Origin of the sequence: Paraburkholderia sp. GAS32, assembly GCF_050434225.1 — a bacterium.
Lineage (GTDB): Bacteria > Pseudomonadota > Gammaproteobacteria > Burkholderiales > Burkholderiaceae > Paraburkholderia > Paraburkholderia madseniana.
Genome location: NZ_JBNPVS010000071.1, coordinates 1 through 23,329, shown reverse-complemented (window position 1 = coordinate 23,329; position 23,329 = coordinate 1). Strand labels below are relative to the sequence as shown.

Here is a 23,329-nt window from a genome sequence, read left to right as displayed (position 1 = left end):
ATGGATTTCTCAATTGACAGCGCAACGCGCAAGCTGCGCGACCAGATTCGCACTTTCGTCGACGACGTTCTCATCCCACTCGAATCCAAAGCTGAATCCTACGACGAGCACGAAAACGTAGCCGAGGGGCTGCTCGAGAAGTTGCGTGGCCAAGCGCGCGAGAGCGGCCTGTGGGCTCTGCAGATGCCGCGCGAACGTGGAGGCGGCGGATTGTCTATCGCGCAGATGGCGGTGTGCTATGAAGAGATGAACCGCTCTATCTTTGGTCCGGTCGTCTTCAACTCTGCGGCCCCCGACGACGGCAACATGATTCTTCTGAATAAGGTCGCAACCGCCGCCCAGAAGGACCAATGGCTGCAGCCCATCATCGACGGGAAGGTTCGGTCTGCCTTTGCCATGACCGAGCCGGCACCGGGCGCAGGCTCGGACCCGTCGATGATGTTGACGACTGCGGAACGCGCCGGCGACAAGTGGATTATCCGTGGCCGCAAGTGGTTCATCACGGGTGCTGAGGCTGCCACCCACTTCATTGTTATCGCGCGAACATCGTCCGACGCGAGAAAGGGCCTATCTGCTTTCCTCTTTCACGCGAACACTCCTGGCTGGCGCATCATCCGGCGCATTCCAATTATGGGACCGGAGGAGCATGGCGGTCACTGCGAAATCGAGTTCGAGGGCCTTGAAATTCCGGATGAGCACAGACTCATGGAAGTCGGGGATGGTCTGAAGGCTACCCAAATCCGCCTGGGGACTGCCCGTCTCACTCACTGCATGCGGTGGAACGGCATGGCACGTCGCGCGCTTGAACTCGCCGTTGCGCATGTGAACACAAGAAAGGCCGGCGGAGAACCGCTCTCGGCACGTGAGGGCGTTCAATGGATGCTCGGCGAAGCCGCGATGAAGCTCGACGTCGCACGTCTGCTTACATTACGCGCGGCATGGTGCCTGGACACCGGCGACTTTGCGCGTCCGGAAATCTCCATGGCGAAAATCGCAGCCTCCGAGACGCTGCACCAGGTCATCGATACAGCAATCCAGCTGCACGGCGCCAAAGGCTACTCCAAAGACACGCGACTCGAATGGATGTACCGATACGCGCGACAGGCGCGGCTCGTCGATGGGGCTTCCGAAGTTCACAAGATGGTCGTAGCGAGGACGCTACTCGAACCCCAAAGTGCGATGTGGGACTGGAAGTCGCAACTTGCTGAAGATGGCTCCGCCTCGAAGGAATGACCGTGACTCTGCGCAAAGTAACTCTTGATGATAAATACACCCTCGACACCGGGCGGATTTTTCTGACCGGCGTCCAGGCGCTTGTTCGATTGCCTCTAATGCAGCAACGCCGCGACAAGGCGAACAGTCTGCAAACGGCCGGATATATTTCCGGCTACCGCGGCTCTCCCCTCGGGACTTACGACGCCGAATTGGGGAAGGCGAAGAAGTTTTTGGGCGAAGCTAACGTCGTGTTCGTGCCGGGGGTGAATGAAGACCTCGCGGCAACCGCTGTCTGGGGAACCCAGCAAGCCGAGGCCAGCGGCGAAGGTAAGTTCGACGGTGTCTTCTCCATCTGGTACGGAAAAGGTCCCGGCGTTGACCGCAGCGGTGATGCGTTCCGTCACGCAAACCTCGCGGGCAGCTCGAAGCATGGCGGCGTTCTGGTCCTGATGGGTGACGACCACACATGCGAGTCGTCGACCACATGCCATCAGTCGGAATTCGCACTTGTCGACGCATCCATTCCAATTCTGAGCCCAAGTGGTGTTCAGGAGATTCTCGACTATGGTCTGTACGGCTGGGCCTTGTCGCGTTTTTCAGGATGCTGGGTCGGTATCAAATGCGTGAAGGACACGGCCGACGCGTCCGCGGCGATTGATGTCGAGGTCAATCGCGTGGTGCCCAAGCTCCCCACCGATGTCCAGATGCCGACGGGCGGGTTGAATCTCCGCCTACCTGACACGCCGCAAGAACAGGAATACCGCCTCCACAACTACAAGCTCGATGCCGTTCGCGCGTTCGTGCGAGCCAATGGGCTGGACCGCGTCACGCTAGGAAAGCCGGGAGCAAGAATCGGCGTGGTGACTCACGGGAAGAGCTATCTGGACTTGCTGCAGGCCATTGATGACCTCGACATCTCTGAAGCTGACCTCGAAGCGATGGGTGTCTCGATTTATAAGGTCGCCTGCACCTGGCCGCTCGAGCCACTGGGCATCCGCGAATTTGCGGATGGCCTTGACCTGCTGATGGTCGTCGAAGAGAAGCGTAGCCTCCTTGAGTCGCAGATTAAGGACATCCTATACCGCGAGCCCAACGCGCCGGTCGTAATCGGCAAGCAGGACGAGAATGGCAAGAAGCTGTTTCCTGTCGAGATGTCTCTCAGCTCGCTCCAGATTGCCATCGCTTTGGGACAACGGCTTGCGCAACGTAGTGGCGACCAGCGCATCGCCGAGCGCGTCTCATTCCTGACGGAACTGAGCAAGGTGGAATTCGCTCCCGAAGCGATGCTGCGCAGCTTTTACTTCTGCAGCGGCTGCCCGCACAACTCGTCGACCATCATCCCGGAAGGGAGCAAAGCCTACGCCGGTATCGGCTGCAGCTGGATGGCGCAGACGATGGACCGCAATACGCTCGGCTACACCCAGATGGGTGCCGAAGGCATGGCATGGGTCGGAGAGGCTCCATTTTCCAAGCGCGAGCACATGTTCCAGAACATGGGAGACGGCACCTATTTCCACTCCGGTCTACTCGCGGTCCGCGCGGCGATTGCGGCAAAAACCAACATCACATTCAAGATTCTGTACAACGACGCCGTCGCGATGACCGGCGGTCAACGTCACGATGGTCAGCTCAGTCCGATGACCATCACGACGCAGGTTCATGCGGAAGGTGTGAGCCGTATCGTAGTCGTGACAGATGACCCTGCCAAATATCCGTCGGACGCGGGTTGGGCTAAGGGCGTGACGATTCACCATCGTTCCGAGCTCCAGAAGGTGCAGGAGGAGTTGAGGGACATTCCGGGTGTGACCGTTCTCGTTTATGACCAGACCTGCGCCGCTGAGAAGCGACGCCGCCGCAAGCGCAAACAGTTTCCTGACCCGCCCAAACGTCTCGTCATCAATGACCTCGTCTGCGAGGGCTGCGGAGATTGCGGCGTCAAATCCAACTGCGTTTCGCTTGTGCCGCTTGAGACGGAGTTCGGCCGTAAGCGGGCTATCGACCAGTCGTCCTGCAACAAGGATTACTCGTGCAACAACGGCTTCTGCCCAAGTTTCGTCACGGTTCACGGTGGCAGCCTTCGCAAGGCAGGTACAGTCAAGCCAAACGTCGAGCTGTTCCCGGCGCTCGTCGAACCCGAACGTCCGTCACTCGAAGATGGAGTCTTTTCAATTATCGTGACGGGGGTCGGCGGCACGGGGGTCGTGACCATCGGCGCAATCCTCGGCATGGCCGCACACCTGGAAGGCAAGGGTTGCGGGATTCTCGACATGGCTGGTCTCGCCCAGAAAGGCGGCTCGGTGTGGTCGCACCTTCGTTTCGGCAAGAGCCCAGCTGCTATCAAAGCTATCCGGATTGCCGCTGGCGGTGCGGACGCTGTTCTCGGCTGCGACCTGGTCGTAGCAGGGAGCCGGAAGACCCTCGCTGCGACACGCAAGGGCGCGACGCGGATGCTTGTCAACACGCATGAGGTCATGACCGGCGAATTCACCCGACACCCCGACCTCAAGTTCCCTTCCCCGGAACTGCGTTCTGGCATCACCGACGCCGTCGGCAGTGATTGCGTCGAGTTTGTGGATGCGACCAAGTATGCGCTCAACATCTTCGGTGACACCATTGCCGGCAACATGTTCATGCTTGGCTACGCGTATCAACGGGGCCTTATCCCGATTAGCTCCGATGCTATCGATGCTGCCATCGAACTCAACGGAGCAGGCGTGAAGATGAACAAGGAAGCGTTCCTTTGGGGACGTCGTGCAGCCCTGTCGCCCAGCTCTGCCGAACGGGCACTTGTTGCGGCCAAGCCTATGCGTGAATCACTTCAGATTTCGACGTCGCTCGACGAGCTCATCGAACGCAAGGTGATGTTCCTTTCCGCATACCAGAACGCGGCATACGGAAAGCGCTATCGCGCACTGGTGAACCGCGTCCTGGAATGGGAGCAGACCGTTACGCCGCGGCAGGACGCCGTGACACGAGCTGTCGCGAATGGCTATTTCAAGGTGCTTGCCTATAAGGACGAGTATGAGGTCGCACGGCTTCATTCCTCGCCGGAATTCGTTGAGAGCCTCAAGCAGCAGTTCGAGGGAGACTTCCGTATTGCTTTCAACCTTGCGCCCCCAGGGCTGACTGGAAGGGACGAGCTGACCGGCGAGCCTCGCAAGAAGGAATTTGGAGCCTGGATTCTGCCCGTGTTCCGGACGCTTTCAAAGCTCAAGGTGCTTCGCGGAACACCCCTTGACGTGTTTGGTTACACAGCCGAACGGAGAATGGAGCGCGGACTGATTGCACGCTACGAGCAGACCGTCGACGAGATTATTCGTCACGGCACGGCGCGCAACTATCAGGCAGTCGTCCGTGCTGCATCGATGGTTGAAAAGATTCGTGGATACGGACACGTCAAGGAGCGCAACTTCAAGTCCGTGGACGCGGAGTGGACCAACGCTGTCGCTCAGTTGTCGAGGCCATCCGTGATTGAGCTGAAGCAAGTGGCGTGAGAAACGCAGGAGCAAAGGACAGGCATGACATTCGATTTCGACCTTGCTGGAAAAAGTGTGCTGGTCACAGGAGCGTTTAGCGGCTTGGGGCTGCACTTTTCGAGAACACTGGCTGCACAGGGATGTCAGGTCGCAATGTGTGGCCGGCGCATCTCGCTTGGCACCAGTCTGGCTCGCTCGCTCTGCGAGGAAGGGCAGATTGCACACGCCTTCAAGTTGGACGTGACGGATGCTGACTCGATTACTCGCTGTCTGGATGCGGTAAGTGAAAGCGTCGGCATGCCGGCGGTGCTGATTAACAACGCCGGGGTTGCTCACCATTCACCTGCGCTTTCGACCACGGACGAATCGTGGAATCAGACGATTGAGGTGAACCTGAATGGCGTGTGGAAGATGACTCGCGCCTACGCCAGCAAGTTGAAAGAGACTGAAGCGCCCGGAAACGTAATCAATATCGCGTCGATTCTGGGCTTGCGTGTCGCGCAGCAAGTGGCGGCATACGCTGTCTGCAAAGCGGGGGTGATTCAGCTCACCAAGGCTTTGGCACTGGAGCTTGCGCGCTACCGAATCCGCGTGAATGCGATTGCGCCGGGCTACTTTGAAACCGACCTGAATCGAGATTTCTTCGCGACGGACGCCGGCACACAACTGGTCAAACGCATCCCGATGCGAAGACTTGGCTCTCTGCCGGAGCTGGACGGTCCGCTTCTCATGCTGGCCTCCCACGCATCCTCGTTCATGACTGGTTCAGTCATCACGGTCGATGGGGGCCACCTGGTCAGCTCTCTTTGAGTGACGACCGACCGATTTTCGATATAGCGCGTTAAGCGCTCAGGAGGTTGTATGTCTGAGGAAGTAGTCGTTCTTAGTGCTGTTCGTACCGCAATTGGTGACTATGGGAAATCGCTGGCCAGCGTTCCGCCCACGTCGCTGGGAGCACTCGTCGTTCGTGAAGCGCTGTCTCGCGCTGCCGTCGACCCCGCGGTCGTAAACCAGATTGTATTCGGCAACGTCATTCACACCGAGCCAGCGGATATGTATCTCGCCCGCGTTGCGGGAATGGAAGCCGGGCTATCTGAAACGTCGACAGCTTTAACCCTGAACCGGCTTTGCGGCTCGGGTTTGCAAGCAGTCATCTCGGGCTCCCAGGCGCTCGCGGTTGGCGACGGCGATTACATTGTCGCGGGAGGCGCCGAAAGCATGTCCCGCGCTGCCTATTCGATGCTTGAAGCTCGCTGGGGCAAGCGGATGGGCGACTCGAGGGTGGTTGACATGATGGTCGGGGCGCTCACCGACCCCTTCGAGAAGTACCATATGGGACAGACGGCCGAGAACGTGGCTGTGAAGTACGGAATCTCCCGAGAGCAGCAGGACGAACTTGCGCTCGAGTCGCATCGTCGGGCTGCTGCGGCTATCGAGGCCGGACGTTTTAAATCACAGATTGTGCCTGTCCCGGCGCGCAGCAAAATCGGTCAAATCTCATTTGAGACGGACGAACACGTACGGCCGAACATCACGCGAGAAGACCTCAGCAAACTCAAGGCGGCTTTCTCCGTAGAGGGGACGGTCACACCCGGCAACGCTTCGAGCCTGAACGACGGTGCTTCGGCGGTCGTGCTGGCCTCCGCAAAGGCAGCCAGTCGGGACGGGCACACTCCGCTGGCGAGATTGGTTTCCTATGGACACGCGGGCGTCGCCCCGGCCTATATGGGAATCGGCCCCGTGCCTGCCGCTAAGGTGGCATTGCAGCGTGCAGGCCTGTCTCTCGACGACATCGACGTGATAGAGGCGAACGAAGCTTTTGCCGCACAGGCTTGTGCGGTCGCGCAAGAGCTGCGTTTTGACCCGGCCAAACTGAATCCGAACGGCTCCGGAATCTCGCTCGGCCATCCTATTGGCGCGACTGGAGCCATTCTGGTGACCAAGGCTGTTCACGAGTTGCACCGAGCCGGCGCGCGCTATGCGTTGGTTACGATGTGTATCGGCGGCGGGCAGGGAATCGCTGCGATTTTCGAGCGCATTTGAAGGACGTTCCGCGGTGACGGAACCCTCGCCTATGAGGCGTTCTGTCACCGAATTGGTACGTGTCGTCGGCCACCGCTAGCTCTATGGCGGCAGAGACGCAGAAAGACAGTCGCCCGTCTGACAGGGTTACTGCGAGTAGAGCTTGACGACCCCTGCGTCGACGACTTTGGCGATTTCTTCCATCCGCCAGGTGATGTGCGTCTCCGTCAATTCGCGACAGCGCTTTGCGTCGCGGGCTTCAATGGCATCGAGAATATCGAGATGTTCTGCGAATGCGTCATGGCCCCGCTGCTCAAGGTCCACCCAGCGCACAAAATGAATGCGCGCGTTGATGGCATAGAGCGAGCGAACCATTTCGTTGTTGCCCGAAAGCGCGACCAGCCGTACGTGAAATTCCTCATCGCGCGCGACCAACTGGGTTGCAGGCGCCTGCTCGGCCTTGTTCTTCATGACGTCCTTCCAGAACTTACGCAGGGCGCGTACATCCTTCGGGTCGGCACGCTCGACAGCGAGTTGCACAGCCGATGCTTCGATACTCCGACGAAGTTCGAAAAGGTCGAAGATATCCTGCCGGTTCAGCTCACGGACGAAAAATCCCCGGTTGGGAACGAAGTTCAGGAGGTTTTCCGCAACGAGTCGATTGAGGGCTTCTCGAAGCGGCGTGCGGCTGACGTCGAACTTCTCGGCCAGCTCAAGCTCATTCACTCTCTCACCGGGCCGAATCGTGTAGAGGACCGCCATCTCCTTAAGTTGCTCATACAGGTCGTTGACGGTGAGCCCCGCTCGCTTCGGCGCCCTTGTCTCTCGAACGCGCGGTTTAGTTTCCCGAATGAGAGATGAGTAGCCTGCCATTATTTGTTTCCTTTCCGGTGCCAGCGGCAACCTTCGTTCATTTCTGAGGACCTGCCACTCTCTATCGGCTTCCTGTCGGAGGATTCGCGCTGCGCCTCGAAGTATCCGCTGAACGGGCACGTGCATTCGTCCTGTTTGCGCCCAGTGACATCGAAGCTTCGCATCCGTAGCGGTTGGAAAGTGTCGGCAACAATGTATTCTATAACACTCCGTATCGCTGCCGTCGAGGGGCGACATGCCTTCGGATGATTCAACAACGACGGTGATGAAGGGGTGTGCCCCACTGCTTCGTCTCGTTTTTCAGCTCCGTGGGCAGGTCCTTCCAGACTTGCTCGCAGCGGCATTATCTGCATAGCCAAATTGCTAAGCGACCGATGACGCAGCACTCATGGTCAGACGCTGAGATTCGGCATTGCGGTGAGGTCCCGGGAGTATCGGTTAAAGGCCTCCGTAGCGCCTCCGCAACCCCCGCCCATTAGACATGAGCGCCTTACGATAGTACACTATTGTCGACACTTTTATGTTTAACATACGATAGCTGTTTATGGATGTGGGAGCGATTGGTCCCCTACCAGCGCAGGACGGTTGCCGGGAAAGCTTACAGAGGAACACGATATGACCGTAGAAGACATCTTTTCAGTCAGCGACCAGGTGGTCTGCATCAGCGGCGCTAGCCGGGGACTGGGCAAAGGACTTGCGCGGATGTTTGCAGAACGCGGGGCCCATGTCGTTATCGCTTCGTACGATGCGGCGGAACTCGCGAAGGCCGAGGCTGAACTCGCAGGCAACGGCCTTTCCGTGATGACTGTTGTAGCTGACGTCTCGGACCCTAAATCTTGCGCTTCGCTCGTCGAACAGACGCTCCAGAAGTTCGGGCGTATTGATACGATGGTCTGCAATGCCGGTATCGACAAAATCAAAGCTGCCGAAGACTACGAAAGCGACGAATGGGACCAGATTCTGGATGTCAATCTGAAGGGCGCGTACTTCTGCGCTAAAGCGGCTGCTCAGGCGATGCTTCGCGTCGGTAAGGGCAGCATTATCCTCACTTCGTCCATCGCGGGAAGCTCCGGGATTCCGGGCCTCACGCCATACGCCGCGTCGAAGGGTGGCATCGACCAACTGGTGCGAACAATGGCGGCTGAATGGGCGACTCGCGGTGTGCGTGTGAACGCTGTGGCCCCGGGATACATCAACAACTTCATGGACGGCGTCGACGCTACCTCATCGTCCCCCTACCAACAACGTGCCATGGCGCGTACGCCGATGGGCCGTCGTGGTGAGATTCGGGAGTTCGGGGGAGCGTACATCTACCTGGCGAGTAATGCATCGTCCTATACGACGGGAGCGATTCTCTATGTTGACGGCGGCTATCACGCAGCGTGATTTCCGGGACGCTGGTCGGCGGTGCCTGCGCCATCTCCTGCTGCTAACCCGGCGTCCGGGCAGACCTGCTGCCAGTTGAGGTTACCAATCCGCCAAATAGCGGCTCAACGCAAACGGGCGCGAACACCCGGTCATTCAGGTGTGGCGCCCGACTGTCCTTCTAAAGTGAGTCCGGCACGAGGAAGGGTTGGTGTGATTCCACGATTCAAATTCGAGGCGTCACGTGATTAACATCTGTGGCGTCCGACCCATTCGGAGGTGGTCTACTGTTCGTTATTTTGTACAGTAAACAATCGGCCGAATTGCGGCAGCTCATCCTTTACGCCGCCCAATCGCAGTGCATGCCACGCCATCGCATGGTTACTGGAGGTCACGGGTTTCCCCAGTTCGGCCTCGATGGATGCAACCTGGTCGGCTAGCCGCAATGACGTGCACGAAACGAAGACGGCATCCACATCATCGTGCCTCCCGAGCTCCAGAATCGCGTCCCGAACAGACTGGGCATCGATTCGCGCGACTTCGTTGTCATCGGAGTGCTCAAACGACCCCATCCTCACAATGTTCACGCCGCGAGCAACCAGATAGTCCCCCATCGATTCGGTAATAGAGCGCAAGTAAGGAGTAAGTAGCGCAACTCGTTTGGCTCCGAGGGAGTTCAGCGCAACCCTTGCAGCAGTGATTGGGGTGGTGCATGCCGCGTTCGGCCGAGCCTCTCTGATGCGCTCAATTACATGGCCTTCACCCAGCACCATGGATGCGGATGTACAGCCAAACGCGACTACATCAAGTCGCTCGCCAGGACGGATGACTGCAACACCAGGCGCTATGAGCCCATCCATATCCCTGAGCGTCTCGGGTGTGATTTCCGCCGAATTCAAAATGCGACTTTCGTAGAATCCGACGCCTTCTACAGCAAGCAGCTTGCGCCACTCGTATTCAATCGTATGGTCGGTCGCCAGCACGACCAGACCGATTGCGGCGCGATGAGAAATTCCATCATCAAGGGTGAAATCGAGCTTCACATAGCGCTCTGCAGCTTCGAGGGTTTCCATTCTTGGCCTATCCCATTCACGTTGTCAGCTTGTCCTGCTAGCGAGTTCGGGTTTGCGCAGCGGTGCGCGCCGTCCGTGACCTGCAAGTCAGACTGCGGCGATAACCCCGATTTCGACGGTGTACTGGGGGAACGCGAGCTTCGATTCGACGCACGCCCGCGCGGGAGCTTCGCCCTCGGGAACCCAGGCATCCCACACCTCATTCATCTCGTTGAATGTCTTGTAATCGGCAAGCCAGATGCTTGCCGACAAAATCTTCGTTTTGTCTGAGCCGACCTGATCGAGGAGTCGGTCAATTTTCGCGAGAATCTGCGCGGTCTGCCCCTTTGCGTCCTGACTCGGGTCATCGGCAACCTGCCCAGCAAGAAACGCGAACCCCGCATGAACAACTGCCTGACTCATCCGCTTGCCACTTTCATAGCGCTTGATTTGCATAAACCCTCCGTACGGTCATGTGAAAGTCCTTATAGGCTAGCCCATACCACACACAATTGTCGACACTTTTATCGACAAATCTGCTAGCTTGCGGGAGCAGCGATACCTCTCATTGCTTTAATTTTTTGTTCGTAATATACATTGGTGTCGACACTTAAAGGGCGGACCAATGCTGCATTGCGCAGTCACAACCGCTGCGGCACGAAGTCATTCCACGTTTACATTGAGGGCGTCATGAAGGTTATTGTGCTCGGCGGCGGTGTGGTTGGAGTTACGACCGCATATCAGCTTCAAAGAGATGGACATGATGTAACGGTCGTTGACAGGCAACCCGTAGTCGCAGGTGAAACCAGCTGGGGAAACGCGGGGATGGTTGCGCCGGGGCACTCCTTTGTCTGGTCGTCGCCGAAGGCGCCGATGATTCTGCTCAAGTCACTGGTACTCAGAGACCAAGCTCTTCGCTTCAAGTTCTCGGCCGACCCGAAGCTGTACGGCTGGTCGTGGCTCTTTCTGATGGAGTGCACCTCTGAGAAAGCAAGGCGCAGCACGCTGCTCAAGCATCGACTCGCCGCATACTCACAGTCTGTTCTTCAGGACGTCATCAAAGCGGAATCCGTCAGCTACGACCGCAACGACCGGGGCATCATCTACTTCCATAGAAGCCAAGAGGCCTTGGACCGAGGCGTCGCGCAGATGAAGCTTCTGGAGTCGGACGGTCAGCTTATCAAGGTCTTGAATCGAGACGAGGTTGTATCGCTCGACCCGTCGCTCTCGTCAGCGAAAGAAGAGATTGTCGGCGCGATTTACTGTCCAACAGACGAAACCGGCGACCCAGCGAAGTTCACCCGGGCATTGGCAGAAATCATCGTCTCGCGAGGCGCTACTGTTCTGAACAGTACGAACGTCCAGGCGCTTGAAGTAGCGAGCGGGCAGATTACTGGAGTACGCACCGACAAAGGCGTTCTGACGGGAGACGCGTATGTGCTCGCACTTGGCAGCTACAGCCCGATTCTGGCTCGGCAGATTGGAATCAATCTGCCTATCTACCCGGTAAAGGGCTACTCGCTCACAATCCCTATCGAAGGTCATGTACAACCACCCAATGTGGCGGTCGTCGACGAACACAATCTGGTCGCCATCTCGCGATTCGGTGACAGAATACGAGTCACCGCTACAGCCGAATTCGCAGGGTATAACACCACCCATAAGCCATCAGACTTCGAGTTCATGAAACGGGTCACTCAAGAACTCTACCCCGATGGAGGTAATTACGACCGTGCTGAAATGTGGGCTGGCCTGCGTCCAATGACTCCCAACAACCTACCGTTCTTCGGCCGGAGGAAGTACGGAAACCTCTACCTGAATACAGGTCATGGCCACATCGGCTGGACAATGTCTCACGGCTCCGCACGAATTACCGCGGACCTCATTGCGGGGCGCACGCCGGATATCCCCATGGAGGGTCTGGCTCCATGAAAATCAGAATTCTCTCAGGTGCTCCAAGCGCAAATTCAACGCTGGGAAGCAACTGCTCCGGACATAGATGGAGTGCCACTGTACGACCTATCTCGCCGTCTTTGGCTTCGTCGTCCGGGCCAAGCAGAAGGCGAGCAACCGTTGCTGCCAGATTGACCTCTGTGGGCAAGCTCTACCGACCGACGTTGAGCAGCCACTGGTGCAAGTGGCAAAGCAAAACAACGAGCAACGAGAACGAGTAGTAGACAGAGCCCCGCGAGACCAGTTGAGCCGGAGCGAGCGCCCATGTCGCCAGCGCCTGCGCGGGCTCCGAGACGTCATTCGACTTTGCTCTGGTCGCTGTCAGAATATTCTGCGTTTCGCTCATGGCTCATGGCTGTGTCGGCAAGCCTGTGTACGCCGCGCCCACGCGCTGGCCGTCACCAGCTGGGTTCGTAATCGCATGTACGTCTCTGCAAACGGATTGGATATTCCCCACTCCGATTGACTTGGCGAGTTATCGGCCTGCGACGACGGCCGATGCCGGAAATGAGAAGGGCTCGGCGCATTGCGCTCGAGCCCTTTGCTTATTTCCGTTCGGGACGTCTTCGTAGTCGCCCGCTGAACCTTCGTTTGCAGGTCGCGCGCGACTATGCTTCAGTCGCCTTCTTTCGGGACTTCTTTGGAGTCTGCGATGCTGCCACTGCTGCTGCGGCAGTGGCGCGTTCCTGGGCAGGGAACAAGTTCAGAAAATTGACGGTGGGGAGCATCATTGGTCCTTGGGGGAAACGTCCCGTAAGCGTCAACATCTGCTCCCTGATTGCTCCGTAGAGTACCGCCGAGCCGTTTATGACTGCAAGCTTGTGCGCTTTCTTCTCGTCCTCGGCTGTTGCCTCGAAGAAACCTTCGGCTTCGACTTCGAACGAATAAGGGAAGGGTGTCTTCGCCTTCTTGGGCTTACACGTCAGCCCAAGCTTCAGTGCGAACCTGAAAGGGGAAGACTGCTCAGAAGGAGCCGAAACCCGAACGTTAGCGGAAAAGTCAACGCCATCAAAGCTTGGATACGGTCCGACTCCCGAGCTGGGCTGGGGGCGGCCACCGTCGCCGGTCGTTTGAATCTCAAGCTTGTTGAAGTGATAGTGTTGCAGGTCAAGAGGCGAGCGCTGCATCGTAGTAGTCCGTGTTTGCTGCAGTGAAGTCGACTTTGTAGAAATTTTTCTGGGTGTGAGAGAACCACTCTGGCCAGGTATCTTCCGGCCGGCAGCCTTGCGATGCGACAGTCGGTGTATCCTCTGTTTCCGCGAAAGCCCTGGCGCCGCAAAGCCTTGCTACAAGCGGCTCTGCACGTGCCCACCGCCAGAAATTGCACGAAAAGGACGATTACCCCTTCGACCGTATCACCTTCCTTCATCTGGACTTCGACGACTGACATGCCCTTGAAGGCGATGTCCGGCACTTCCACTTCCACCATGCTTCCGCTCGCGGTTTGCGGCTGCACGGCCGGAACGGTTGCCTGACAGCGCTGGGACACGTCATCTGGCTTACTGCCGCATTGACGGCGAAGCCGTTCTTGTCGACGTCCTTCGATAACATCCATCGCCCATTGTGCCGCGATCAGGGCGACCCACACCCCAATCAGCACAAGCCAGCCCCACGCGTCAAGGATCAGATAGGCAACGAGACCCATCATGCCGCCGACGCCGATCATGCCGTATTCTCGTATTCGCCTTCCTGCGAAGAACCCAACCATCATCCCCAGGATCACGAGAACAAAACCTGCTATGGAGTGGTCGTCGTGGTGCACGGTACTCAACCAAATTTGGCCGGTCACTCATTGTATCTAAGTAACGCATTTGCTCCAGAGCTCCTCATGGCCAGCGCCTCGTTCAAGGCATTGCATCTTGCGCTGGCTTCAGCGGTCGGAACCGACCCATACTTGACCAAATCAAGCGCGAGTTTGATCAGGCGTCGATGCATGCCACGCTGATCCTCAAGGAAGAGTGGCAAAGGCTGAAATATGAAGTCGCAGACCCTGACAGCCTCATTCGCGACATCCTCGCTCATCGCGAGCGTGAAATAGCCGAGGATTTGGCGTCTTTTGAGCCAGAGGACAGCGATCTCTCGCCTCTTTCCGCCGACGCGCCCGCGCAACGAAACTAAGGCGAATTTGACCTCCGGGGAGCATGCGCGCGCGGCTCGACAGATCGCCCGTGCGAATGCCGAACTCGCTCACGGCTTTGGTCAGCGCCGCGCGCCCCTCTTTCATATCGAGCAATGGATGGGCGTGACGTTCGAGCGTCATTAGCGTGACTTTGTCCTTCCGGCTTAGATTCACATGCAGGCCTTTGCCTTTGCGGTCTTCGCCCAAATACGTGAGGCCGTGGCGCATTGCGTCGCGTGGGCTCTTCAGATCGGCACGGCGGCCGGCGATTTCGATGCGGCCCGCCGTGCGTTTTCGCAAGCCGATGATCGCTTCGAACGCTTCGGTACGGCCCGCGCCGACGAGGCCTGCAAAACCCAGCACTTCGCCGGCACGCACCTCGGAGCTCAGATCTTCCACCCAGTCCGGTACCGCGAGGCCTTCTACCTTCAACGCGATCGGCGCGTCGGCAGGCACGGTGATCTTGTCGGGGAACATATCGGACACGTCGCGCCCGACCATCAGATTCGCCATCCGCCGCCGCGCGAGCCCCGCGGTTTCGCTGCGTGCGACCTGCATCTGGTGCTGGGGCCCGCTCCAGATGGCAAGCCTGTCCAGCTGCGCGTCACGATCGACGGTCTGCCGCCGGGCGCATCGCATGGCGCCGACATCGCAGCCGACGGCAGCGGGACCGTGAATAGTGTGCGTGTGTATCAGTTGGTGCGTCAGACGGGGCCGATACGGGATCGGACACTCGCCGTCGAATTTCTCGATCCAAGTGTGAGCGCCTACGCATTCACGTTTGACTAGATCGCCATTTTTATCCGGAGCCCGCCCGCCTGCCGACCTGGCGCAGCATCGAACCTGCGTTGCCTGCAATCGGGTCCGTGTGGCCGACGCAATCGCGGATTAACCTCGCGGTCAATCTTCCGACGATTTGTATTTCATCGTATTCGGAATGCAGATGGGACCTCGCCGTCTCTATTGTTGTCGTTTTGAAAACTGTGAATTCACCGCGGCTGCGTTGATGCCCAGCGCATAGTGCTTAGAATGGATTGTGTGGACAAACCGCTCACGCGCATCAGAGTGCTAACAGAATCGCATGATTCAACGTTGTGGAGCATCAGATGGACATCCTTGACCTGGCTCGGAAATCGGGAATGACGGTGGTTCTTGACGCGAAGATTGGACGTCAGGAGTACCGCACAGTGCACGGCTCAGTCGCGGCGCTTGAGCGCTTCGCCGAGCTTCTCGCCGCGTCGATGCACGATGAGCTGGTGGAGCAAGATTGATACGCGTTGACAACAATCTCAAGCAGGAACCGCAATGAACTACGACTCATCGAAATCCAGAAACATCGGCCGCGCTGAGCGCTCGAACGACAAGTACGACGGAGGTTCACCCTCCGACGAGGTCGCACAGGCGGTCGGCAAGAAACGTGAGACAGCAAGGAACTGGGCGTGGGCGCGCAGCAACGAATCGTACGACTGGATGGACTCGCATAGTCTCTTCAACACCCGGGACTCGATTCATTGAACGATTTACAAGGGGCGACGGTTTTGCGCGATCGCAGCGTTGAACTGTATCGATTTTTGAAGTTGGCTTAACCCATCTCGGGCAGCAGACTGTCCGCGTTAGTCTCGACCCGTCTGAACAGATGGGCTAGCAGCGAACCTGGCTGTGTACGGTTACCCTGTGGAACGCCCGTTGGGGCACAACGCGGCGGTCTCCCACGCAGAACGCTGGCGTTCGAATTCCTCCCTTCAGATAGGCCCGCTAGCCGGTGAGCGGCGTCCGCCATCTGCAATCGCGTCGGCCTCCACTCACGCCGCTGCTCGTCCCGAGCGAATGTGTGTCCACTTAAGGGAGCACCGTAGCCGTCGCCTACGCAGCGTCCCATCGTGCGGCGCGCGAGATGAAAGTAGAAGGACTTCTGCCTGAAGAGATAACGCTGAAATCGTCCAGGTACCTGAAAAACCGGATCGACCGGAATCATCGCAACGTCAAATCGCGGGTGGACGTCATGCTCGGCTTCAAACGCTTCAGGGACTCCACCGTTACGATCTCCGGGATCGAACTGATGCATCGCATTCGCTGAGGCCAACTCGGTCTGGCCGACGTGCGGCTCACAGAGACTACCGCGCCTGTCGTCTGCATAGCCAAGCTTCCAGTTTGTTGAGTTGACGCGCAAACTGGCGGCTTCTCGATCGCTTTCTCTATTGGCACCACAACCGAAAGGAGCAACGCCGTCAGCGTTTGGGTCACCAGAACGGCTCGTTGGCTGACGACAAGCCCGGCGTGAGTACCCCCTCGCTTATAATCCCCGCATTGATAGTGATTTCACCGGCGGAGAGCCCCACTTTATGAATCAGCCACATGGGCGATATCCGGGATCTCGAGACAAGGGCCCGCGTCAATCGCGCCAACCATCGACTTCTCATCGACAGAACAAGCCATACGTAAAAACGCCACCTGCCCGGGATCCATCCCAGACGGCATCCATTTTCAAAACGCGTTCGTTTAAATGGCTGGTCGATGCGGTGGGCGCAGAGAATATTGCACTGGGACTCGATTCCAACCTGACGCGCGTGGCCGAATTAATAAACGGCCAGAGATTCACACCCGAGACGGCCTTCCACATTGAAACGACGCTCGGGCTACCCGATGGGTTTTTCGATCAACCCAACCCTGCCCTCACATCCGAGACCATCAGTCGTTTGAAGGCGCCGCTTGACTTTATTCGCGCTAACGCTGAGCCGGAATCGGCGGACGAGCAGGCATTGGAGCCGGCTCCTGCAATACCAGCGAACCACCGCCCTACCCCCACTGACCGTTTGCCCAGGGAACCAGAAATGTCAAAGAGAACCGATGGCGGCTCGCCACAGGCCGTCGCGAAGAGCAAGCCCACAAGGGCAAGGACTGCCACGGTTACTTCGTCGAAACCGGCATCAGCGAAAGCTAAAGCGTCCGTGAAGTCGGGGGCCCAGCAATCCTTGCCGTTGAACGACGTGGCGGCTCTGCAAAACATTCGTCGCGCCAACCTGCACGTACTCACCTCCCGTAAGGGATCGAAGGTGCGACTCAGCGCGGTAATGAGTATCAGCGCCTCCAACCTGGACAATCGTCTGTATGGGCAGAAGCGCATGGACGACGCCGAAGCCCGCCGTTTCACTGAACGCCTCGGGTTGCCAACTGCCTGGCTGGACATTCCGCGTTCAATGACGGACATTCCTGAGTCGGTGTCGGCTCTGCTTGATCCACGGTCGGGTCGACCTGCATCTGATCAACAGGAGCTATCCGCTGCGATAAGGCCGGAAGCGGCGGTGGCAAGAAAGTCCGCGGGCAAAAAGGCGAAAACCGCGAGCGATCGACACGCCCAACCGTCCGAGGCGAATCACACCAGCGATGCCGCCGTGACGAAGGCAATCGTGGAGCAACTCGACCCAGTACGCCCGCCTACCTCCGATCTGGCGATCCGGCAAACTGTTGACAACGATGTCCCACCGTCCGCCTCTCACCAGCGGCCTGCGCCGGCCTCCGTCACAGAGGTCATTGCAGAGCCGCGCCGTTCTGCTCCCGTGACGAGCCTGGACGATCTGATAGGCATTGAACCAATAGCAGAAGCGCTGATCAAGACGCTCGCAGGGAAAGCACGGACTGGGCGGCTAGATGAAATGAAAGCGCTGGAACTATTGCGACAGATCGTGTCGCTCTGACCTGAATCGACAGTTCAGCAGAACTCCGTGGCGGCGGGGCTGCCCGCGGAACGGCGCGCCCTTTCAGCAGACGCCACGTACCCGGTCGTTGAGAAGAGAAACCCGCCTCTTCTCATCGCAGCCTTGATTGCTTGGTAAGCGCACAATTGACGACGCGGGTTGTGCTTTGAGAGGCGATGTGCATAAGGCGAAGCTGCATCCGAGTGTCCTAGCGCACAGAATGTCGTCCTGTTGTCATGGAGCATAAACGGGCTCAGATCGTGGCCCGCTCAAACAGGACGAGGCAGTATGAAGATGACGATGACAAAAAGAGCTGCTTTCATGCTTGTGACGCTGGTCGCCTCCTCAGTCGCATGCGCAGCGGGGGTATCGGATGCGACGCGGGTACGTACGAATGGCTCGGCCAGAACCAAGCTACCGCATCGGTCTTGAGCGGGCGATCAATCCGTTTATCGGTAAGGAAATGGTGCGTGAGAGCGGACTTCAATCCGACTTCTTCTCGTCCTTGGTCTTCGAGTCATCTGCGAGCTTTTTGTCGGTCTCACCTCTCTTTTCTTTGCCCCTTATGCGACCGACCGCGTCGCTGAGGATCGAAAACACAGGATTAGCGTCATCCACCTTCATGGCCTCGATGGCCTCGGTGGTCTGGCCTACCGCGAGGCGCCCGCTGAGGTCTTCAGATAGAAGCGCCGCGCCGAGCAGCAACGACTTTTCCGTGGTCTCCATTTCGGCGTACGCCTTACGCGCAACGAAATAGTTTGACCGCTTCAGATAGACCCGATAAAACGCCTTGAAATCCTCCGTCGATGACCGGTACTGTCGCAGGAGAAACCAGGCGATCGCTTCGAGGAAAACAAGAAGCCCGAATGGCCGGATGCTCGCGATGGCATAGGCTTCCCAATGTCCTTTCAAGGCAGGGGTTTCGCCGTTCATGAACGTAGCGAAGTCGGGCACCGTACCGATAAAGGCTCCGAGACCGACGAATGCCATCAATACGCCGGCGACCAGAAGATACAGAGATCCGTTGTATGAGCGCTGAGCTGTCAGCCAGGAGTTTTTCATTTCCACGCGCAGAGCGCCTTCGGTTGTGCCGTCGACATCGGGCATCTCGAAGCCCATCTGTTGAGTGCGATCCCGCGACCGTTGCCGTCGAAGCGGAAGCCTGCGATACGACCTTGCCGATACTGGCGTTCAGTTGACTGACGTTGACACCATCCGTGCCATTGACGCCCGGCGCCACGTTGGTCAACCTGCGCTCGTTTCCTGATGATCCGATAGACACGGAGTTCGCGTCGGACGCGACCGAGTTCGTGGCGGACGCCTGCGCGCCGGCACCAATAGCCGAACTGTTCGCTCCCGATGCCGAGCTGCCGCTGCCTGCGGCGACGGAGTTTGTGCCGCTCGCCCCTACCCGCGTCCCGAGCGCGACGCTCCCGGCGGAGTTTGTGCTCGCGCTCGCACCGATCGCGATGGATGAGCCTGCGGTCGCGCTCGCGCCCGTGCCGATCGCAATATCGTTGGTCACTGTCGACGCCGATCCCGCTACACCTGCTACTGCGCCACTACCTTGCGCAATGCTCCCGTCACCGTTCGCTGCGGAATTCACGCCGGCCGCAATCGACGAAGCTCCCGCAGCGGTTGCAAAATTGCCGCCGGCATATGCGGCGTTTCCCGAAGCGGTGGAACCCTCGCCGATGGCGGTACTGAGCGTGCCGTTTGCACTACTGCCAGAACCGTACGCGCTGCTGCCCAGACCGGAGGCGACGCGGCCCTCACCTCCCGCGATTCCGAAGTTTCCCGTCGCCGCGCTGAAGGTACCTAACGCTGTGGACTGTCCGCCGGTAGCCTTCGCGTGACTGCCGACCGCCGTGTTGCGAATGTCCGAGCTGGAGGCACCGGCTTCCGCGTTGGGGCCAATAGCCGTATCTTCGGCGTTGTTCGGCTGCGAACCCGACCCGACCGCGACCGAGTCAATCGCGCTGGCGTTGGTCGGCTGGCCGGTGGCGCCACCCCGATCGCGACGGCGCCGTTTGCGGTTGCCGCTCCACCGCCATCGTTGAACTGCGCATGGGCCAACGGTACAGTGCCCGCGAGCGAACTCACCAGGGCAATCGCAACAAATCTCTGGTTTCTGGATACGGCGCACGTGCGATTAGATCTGCTCCATCCGGACTTATTCTGTTCGCACTCCGCAAACGCTTTCACATCGTAGTTATGGTCCCTTCTCATCCCCCCTCCGCCCGGACTGCCATCGGTCGCAACGACGGCTTAATCTCTTTCTTTTGCTATATCGGCAAATGTGGGAGTTTCATCAGGGTGGACTTTGTTAACCACTGTCAACTACCGCTGCAATCGATTTGACGCGGCAGTACGCTCCGGCCGGCGAGCGGATTCGCACGGCACTGCCGCGAACCGCCCATGTCAATTCGGGAGCGGACCCTTGAAAAAATTTCATCTGAACGGATCTTCCTCCCTGCACTGTACCCGCCGACGATTGCCTAAGTTCAACCCAATTCAGCCAGCCACCCACCCTCAAGCATTCGTTATCTGTGATGGCGTGACCATTAGCCTTTCAGGCTTTATCTGATTCACTTACGTCTTCGCCTTGCTCATTTAAAATCCCAAACGAGCAGCGAATCATGTTGCGTCGCCGCCCCGACTGAATGCCTCTGTTGTTGATGCGGCGCCCGGTGACGCTCGCGATATTTCAAACCCGTTTAAGGACCAGGAGATCGAATGAGTTCGCGCAAAGGTGGTTTGCCTGAAGCACCGAGCAAGGAAGATCTGGAAGCGATGTCTGAATTCCGTTACAGGCTCCGGCGCTTCCTGCGTTTTTCCGAGGAAGTAACTCATGCTGCGGGGGTCACGCCTTTGCAGTATCAACTCATGCTGCAGGTCAGAGGTTTCCCCGGCCGGTCATGGGCAACTGTGGGCGAACTGGCCGAACGGTTGCAGGCAGCACCGAATGGCACAGCTGCCTTGGTGTCACGGTGCGAAGCCGCCGACCTTGTGTTTCGCAAACCTGGCGAGGTGGACCGACGTCAGGTGCAGGTCCATCTCACGGTGAAGGGGGACCGATGCCTGCTGGAATTGGCGGCGCTGCACAAGCCGGAGATCGAGTCTTTTGGCTGGGCGTTTGGCAAAACGACTGAATAACCGACGTATCGTTTTTGCGCAGACCGATGTCAGCCACATTGTCATGCGCGGCCTACATTTAGATATGGCACACTGTGCCATATCTACTATCCTGACGCGTTTCCGGTGGCGGCCGCATGCATATTCCGAAATCTATCGACAGACGTGGATTACAGCGCGGCCGGAGGCTATGGCTGCACTTTGGTGTGTTCTGGCTGGGCGCTATTGTGACTGGTCTCCTCGCCGTTCTTTACGCGCAGTTGATCGATATTGGATACAACACTTTCTTGCGCTACGCGACGCGCTACTGGTGGCTTCCGTTGCCGGTCACTCCAGCTATTGGCGCGGCAAGTGTCTGGCTAACCCGACGCTATTTCCCGGGAGCTGAAGGCAGCGGCATTCCGCAAGTTATCGCAACACTCCACGACGACGGCATTCTTGCTCCGCGGCTTCTCAGCATCAGAATCCTGATAGGCAAGATAGCCGTGTCATTTCTTTCGATACTGGGCGGATTCACTATTGGCCGCGAGGGCCCGACTATCCATGTGGGCGCGGCCCTCATGTTCAACCTGCGGCGTTTTTACCCACAGCGATTCCGAGCTATTCGCGGCACCGAGCTAGAACGCAGACTTGCTCTCGCGGGAGCAGCGGCGGGTTTGTCTGCAGCCTTCAATGCACCACTTGCTGGTGTCGTATTCGCCATCGAAGAATTGACCCGCAGCTTCGAACAGCGCACGAGCCGCGTACTGATCACCGCGATTATTTTCGCGGGCGTCGTTTCATTGGGACTGCAGGGTAACTACACCTACTTCGGGACGATCGACGTAGGCGGCCATTTTCCGGACCTGCTTGCCGTGGCGGTCCTGCTGATTGGAGTGGTGTCGGGTGCTGCAGGTGGCCTATTTTGTTGGTTGCTGCTGAATACCCGTCTCTGGATGCCTTCATCAGTTACGAGCTGGCGCGGTCGCCAGCCGGTCGTCTTCGGCGCCGCGTGCGGCCTGATCGTTGCCGTGATCGGCGTTTCGTCTGGTGGGCATACGTTCGGCAGTGGCTACGCCGAGGCGCGTGCGATGCTGGAAGGACGAGCGCAACTCGGTGCCGCTTATCCGCTGCTCAAGATGGCGTCGATGGTCGGATCATATCTGCCAGGGGCGCCGGGTGGCCTGTTTGCACCATCACTTGCAATCGGTGCCGGAATCGGGAATGCTTTGCACCTGATATTCGGCCAGATGCAGCTCCCGATGCTAATCGCCCTTGGCATGGTCGGCTATCTGGCAGCCGTGACACAGAGCCCAATCACCGCGTTCGTGATTGTCATTGAAATGATCAACGGGCATGCGCTCGTCATCGCGCTGATGGCGACTGCGCTGATATCCAGCCAGGTGTCGAAGCTGTTTGCACCAGCATTGTACGAAGCGTTGTCGGAGCGTTATCGCAGGCCAAGATACGCACCGGGACTTGCCGCAGCGGATGACCGGCATCGCGAATGATGCCGGGGGGCTGCTGTTCCAGACTAATATGCGCAACTGCTTTAGCGTGTAACAAACGTCACCTGTGCGGTGCATTTCGGTCATTCGATACCGCATTCTTGATTTCCGATCTCAGACTGATCCGCCAGGTGGGGACAACCCGCTTCTGCGGTCCGACCCGGGTTCATCCCAAAGTCCAATTCCAAAGTACAACGGTCATTCTTTCCGTCGTCTTCGCTGCTGGGTGATCGGCCGAACCCGGAAGTTCGGGGCCTGCTGCAGTTACCGGGGTGCGCCGAGCCATAAACTCGCGTTGCGCCTAGGGTCCGCCTAGTAGCGATCCGATCTTCCCTCAACCGCACCTTTGCGCTCGCCGCCACAGTCAGAAAGTCGACTCGGGATCGCTGGCGCAAATCTTTTTCGGATTCCCAAACCTCTCTCATCAAATCCCGGCTCTCCGAATTTTCCCGGCTATGCATATCAGCGCGTTTGCGTTCATGAGAATCTAGTTTGTCGCGTTAGGAGCGGCTCTGCCGCTTCGAAAGCGACAAACTTTTTCTCATTCACCTACGGGGGTTGAAATGGACCGCATCGATTCAGTTGTTTTGACGCAAAATACGGGTTATACGTCGCTCGGGGAACGCTTTAATCAGAGCACCGTAAAGAAAACGGAAAGGTTGCCGTTTACGGTAAAGGTGGTAAGTAACCTGGCTGACCTCGACAAGGCCGTCGAGATGCGCCGCGCCGCCTATCGACGCCACTTGCCGGAATTCGCCGAGACCATGGGCGTCGAGGCGTTGGATGGCGCGCCCGGCACAGTCGTGCTGCTCGCGCAATCGCGGCTGGACGGCGGCCCGATCGGCACCATGCGGGTCCAGACGAATGCATTCGGTCCGCTTGCCGTCGAACAATCGGTCCGCCTGCCGGACTGGCTGAGCCAGGCGAGCCTCGCCGA

The 23,329-nt window shown here is 58.3% G+C and carries 17 protein-coding genes and 5 pseudogenes; 14 read left to right on the top strand and 8 right to left on the bottom strand.

The features are described from left to right. Genes P3T25_RS45080 through bktB form a run of 4 tightly spaced genes read left to right on the top strand, consistent with a single transcriptional unit; the run spans position 1 to position 6,734 of the window. The gene (locus P3T25_RS45080; RefSeq protein ID WP_429363926.1) at positions 1 to 1,233 is read left to right on the top strand and encodes an acyl-CoA dehydrogenase family protein; all 1,233 of its coding nucleotides are present in this window, start codon (positions 1 to 3) and stop codon (positions 1,231 to 1,233) included. Then, positions 1,230 to 4,709 carry an indolepyruvate ferredoxin oxidoreductase family protein gene (locus tag P3T25_RS45075; protein ID WP_429363924.1) on the top strand — a complete coding sequence of 1,160 codons (3,480 nt, stop codon included), beginning with the start codon at positions 1,230 to 1,232 and terminating at the stop codon, positions 4,707 to 4,709. The genes P3T25_RS45080 and P3T25_RS45075 overlap by 4 nt, the downstream gene beginning before the upstream one ends. 24 nt (positions 4,710 to 4,733) lie before the next feature. Beyond that, complete coding sequence (locus P3T25_RS45070; RefSeq protein ID WP_429363922.1) at positions 4,734 to 5,501, top strand: SDR family NAD(P)-dependent oxidoreductase; 768 nt, start codon at positions 4,734 to 4,736, stop codon at positions 5,499 to 5,501. Between the two features lie 51 nt (positions 5,502 to 5,552). After that, a complete protein-coding gene (bktB, locus tag P3T25_RS45065; RefSeq protein ID WP_429363920.1) occupies positions 5,553 to 6,734 on the top strand; it encodes a beta-ketothiolase BktB in 1,182 nt (393 codons plus the stop codon). 126 nt (positions 6,735 to 6,860) lie between these two features. Here the strand turns inward: bktB and P3T25_RS45060 are convergent, their stop codons facing one another. Beyond that, positions 6,861 to 7,586 (bottom strand): GntR family transcriptional regulator, encoded by a 726-nt coding sequence (locus P3T25_RS45060; protein ID WP_408395051.1) that lies wholly within the window; start codon positions 7,584 to 7,586, stop codon positions 6,861 to 6,863. A 615-nt stretch (positions 7,587 to 8,201) separates the two neighbouring features. Between P3T25_RS45060 and P3T25_RS45055 the strand changes: the two genes are divergently transcribed. Then, on the top strand, positions 8,202 to 8,972 hold the full coding sequence (locus P3T25_RS45055; RefSeq protein WP_429363918.1) for an SDR family NAD(P)-dependent oxidoreductase: 771 nt from the start codon (positions 8,202 to 8,204) through the stop codon (positions 8,970 to 8,972). 263 nt (positions 8,973 to 9,235) lie between these two features. On the opposite strand, the gene P3T25_RS45050 is transcribed toward P3T25_RS45055, so the two are convergent. Both P3T25_RS45050 and P3T25_RS45045 read right to left on the bottom strand, forming a co-directional pair. Continuing rightward, positions 9,236 to 10,024 (bottom strand): maleate cis-trans isomerase family protein, encoded by a 789-nt coding sequence (locus P3T25_RS45050; protein WP_171928201.1) that lies wholly within the window; start codon positions 10,022 to 10,024, stop codon positions 9,236 to 9,238. An 87-nt stretch (positions 10,025 to 10,111) separates the two neighbouring features. Beyond that, positions 10,112 to 10,459 carry a RidA family protein gene (locus tag P3T25_RS45045; protein ID WP_429363915.1) on the bottom strand — a complete coding sequence of 116 codons (348 nt, stop codon included), beginning with the start codon at positions 10,457 to 10,459 and terminating at the stop codon, positions 10,112 to 10,114. A gap of 234 nt (positions 10,460 to 10,693) precedes the next feature. Here P3T25_RS45045 and P3T25_RS45040 point away from each other — a divergent pair, with 234 nt between their 5' ends. Further along, positions 10,694 to 11,935, top strand: coding sequence for a D-amino acid dehydrogenase (locus tag P3T25_RS45040; RefSeq protein WP_429363913.1), 1,242 nt, complete (start codon positions 10,694 to 10,696; stop codon positions 11,933 to 11,935). 629 nt (positions 11,936 to 12,564) lie between these two features. Here the strand turns inward: P3T25_RS45040 and P3T25_RS45035 are convergent. From P3T25_RS45035 to P3T25_RS45025, 3 genes and pseudogenes are all read right to left on the bottom strand, one after another. Next, the gene (locus P3T25_RS45035; RefSeq protein WP_429363948.1) at positions 12,565 to 12,894 is read right to left on the bottom strand and encodes a hypothetical protein; all 330 of its coding nucleotides are present in this window, start codon (positions 12,892 to 12,894) and stop codon (positions 12,565 to 12,567) included. Further along, on the bottom strand, positions 12,891 to 13,745 hold the full coding sequence (locus P3T25_RS45030) for a hypothetical protein (RefSeq protein WP_429363952.1): 855 nt from the start codon (positions 13,743 to 13,745) through the stop codon (positions 12,891 to 12,893). The genes P3T25_RS45035 and P3T25_RS45030 overlap by 4 nt, the downstream gene beginning before the upstream one ends. Before the next feature lie 210 nt (positions 13,746 to 13,955). Then, a pseudogene (locus P3T25_RS45025) lies at positions 13,956 to 14,627 on the bottom strand (ATP-binding cassette domain-containing protein); the annotation flags it as partial. Between P3T25_RS45025 and P3T25_RS45020 the strand changes: the two are divergent. The 5 genes and pseudogenes from P3T25_RS45020 to P3T25_RS45000 all read left to right on the top strand — a co-directional run. Then, a pseudogene (locus P3T25_RS45020) lies at positions 14,613 to 14,864 on the top strand (cytochrome c biogenesis protein DipZ); the annotation flags it as partial. The pseudogenes P3T25_RS45025 and P3T25_RS45020 overlap by 15 nt on opposite strands. 317 nt (positions 14,865 to 15,181) lie before the next feature. Then, a complete protein-coding gene (locus P3T25_RS45015) occupies positions 15,182 to 15,346 on the top strand; it encodes a hypothetical protein (protein ID WP_169490123.1) in 165 nt (54 codons plus the stop codon). Positions 15,347 to 15,380: 34 nt separating this feature from the next. Next, positions 15,381 to 15,590, top strand: coding sequence for a hypothetical protein (locus P3T25_RS45010; protein ID WP_266260926.1), 210 nt, complete (start codon positions 15,381 to 15,383; stop codon positions 15,588 to 15,590). 349 nt (positions 15,591 to 15,939) lie between these two features. After that, positions 15,940 to 16,233, top strand: a pseudogene (locus P3T25_RS45005) (DDE-type integrase/transposase/recombinase); the annotation flags it as partial. 184 nt (positions 16,234 to 16,417) lie between these two features. Continuing rightward, entirely contained in the window at positions 16,418 to 17,770 is a 1,353-nt protein-coding gene (locus P3T25_RS45000; protein WP_429363911.1) for a hypothetical protein, read from the top strand. A 483-nt stretch (positions 17,771 to 18,253) separates the two neighbouring features. On the opposite strand, the gene P3T25_RS44995 is transcribed toward P3T25_RS45000, so the two are convergent. Further along, a complete protein-coding gene (locus P3T25_RS44995; protein ID WP_429363950.1) occupies positions 18,254 to 18,889 on the bottom strand; it encodes a hypothetical protein in 636 nt (211 codons plus the stop codon). Between the two features lie 70 nt (positions 18,890 to 18,959). After that, positions 18,960 to 19,916, bottom strand: a pseudogene (locus P3T25_RS44990) (hypothetical protein); the annotation flags it as partial. A 590-nt stretch (positions 19,917 to 20,506) separates the two neighbouring features. On the opposite strand from P3T25_RS44990, the gene P3T25_RS44985 reads away from it, so the two are divergent. The 3 genes and pseudogenes from P3T25_RS44985 to P3T25_RS44975 all read left to right on the top strand — a co-directional run. Continuing rightward, positions 20,507 to 20,926, top strand: a complete 420-nt coding sequence (locus P3T25_RS44985) for a MarR family winged helix-turn-helix transcriptional regulator (RefSeq protein WP_266260930.1) — start codon at positions 20,507 to 20,509, stop codon at positions 20,924 to 20,926. Positions 20,927 to 21,042: 116 nt separating this feature from the next. Next, positions 21,043 to 22,395 (top strand): chloride channel protein, encoded by a 1,353-nt coding sequence (locus tag P3T25_RS44980; protein ID WP_429363908.1) that lies wholly within the window; start codon positions 21,043 to 21,045, stop codon positions 22,393 to 22,395. Positions 22,396 to 22,955: 560 nt separating this feature from the next. Then, a pseudogene (locus tag P3T25_RS44975) lies at positions 22,956 to 23,329 on the top strand (hypothetical protein); the annotation flags it as partial.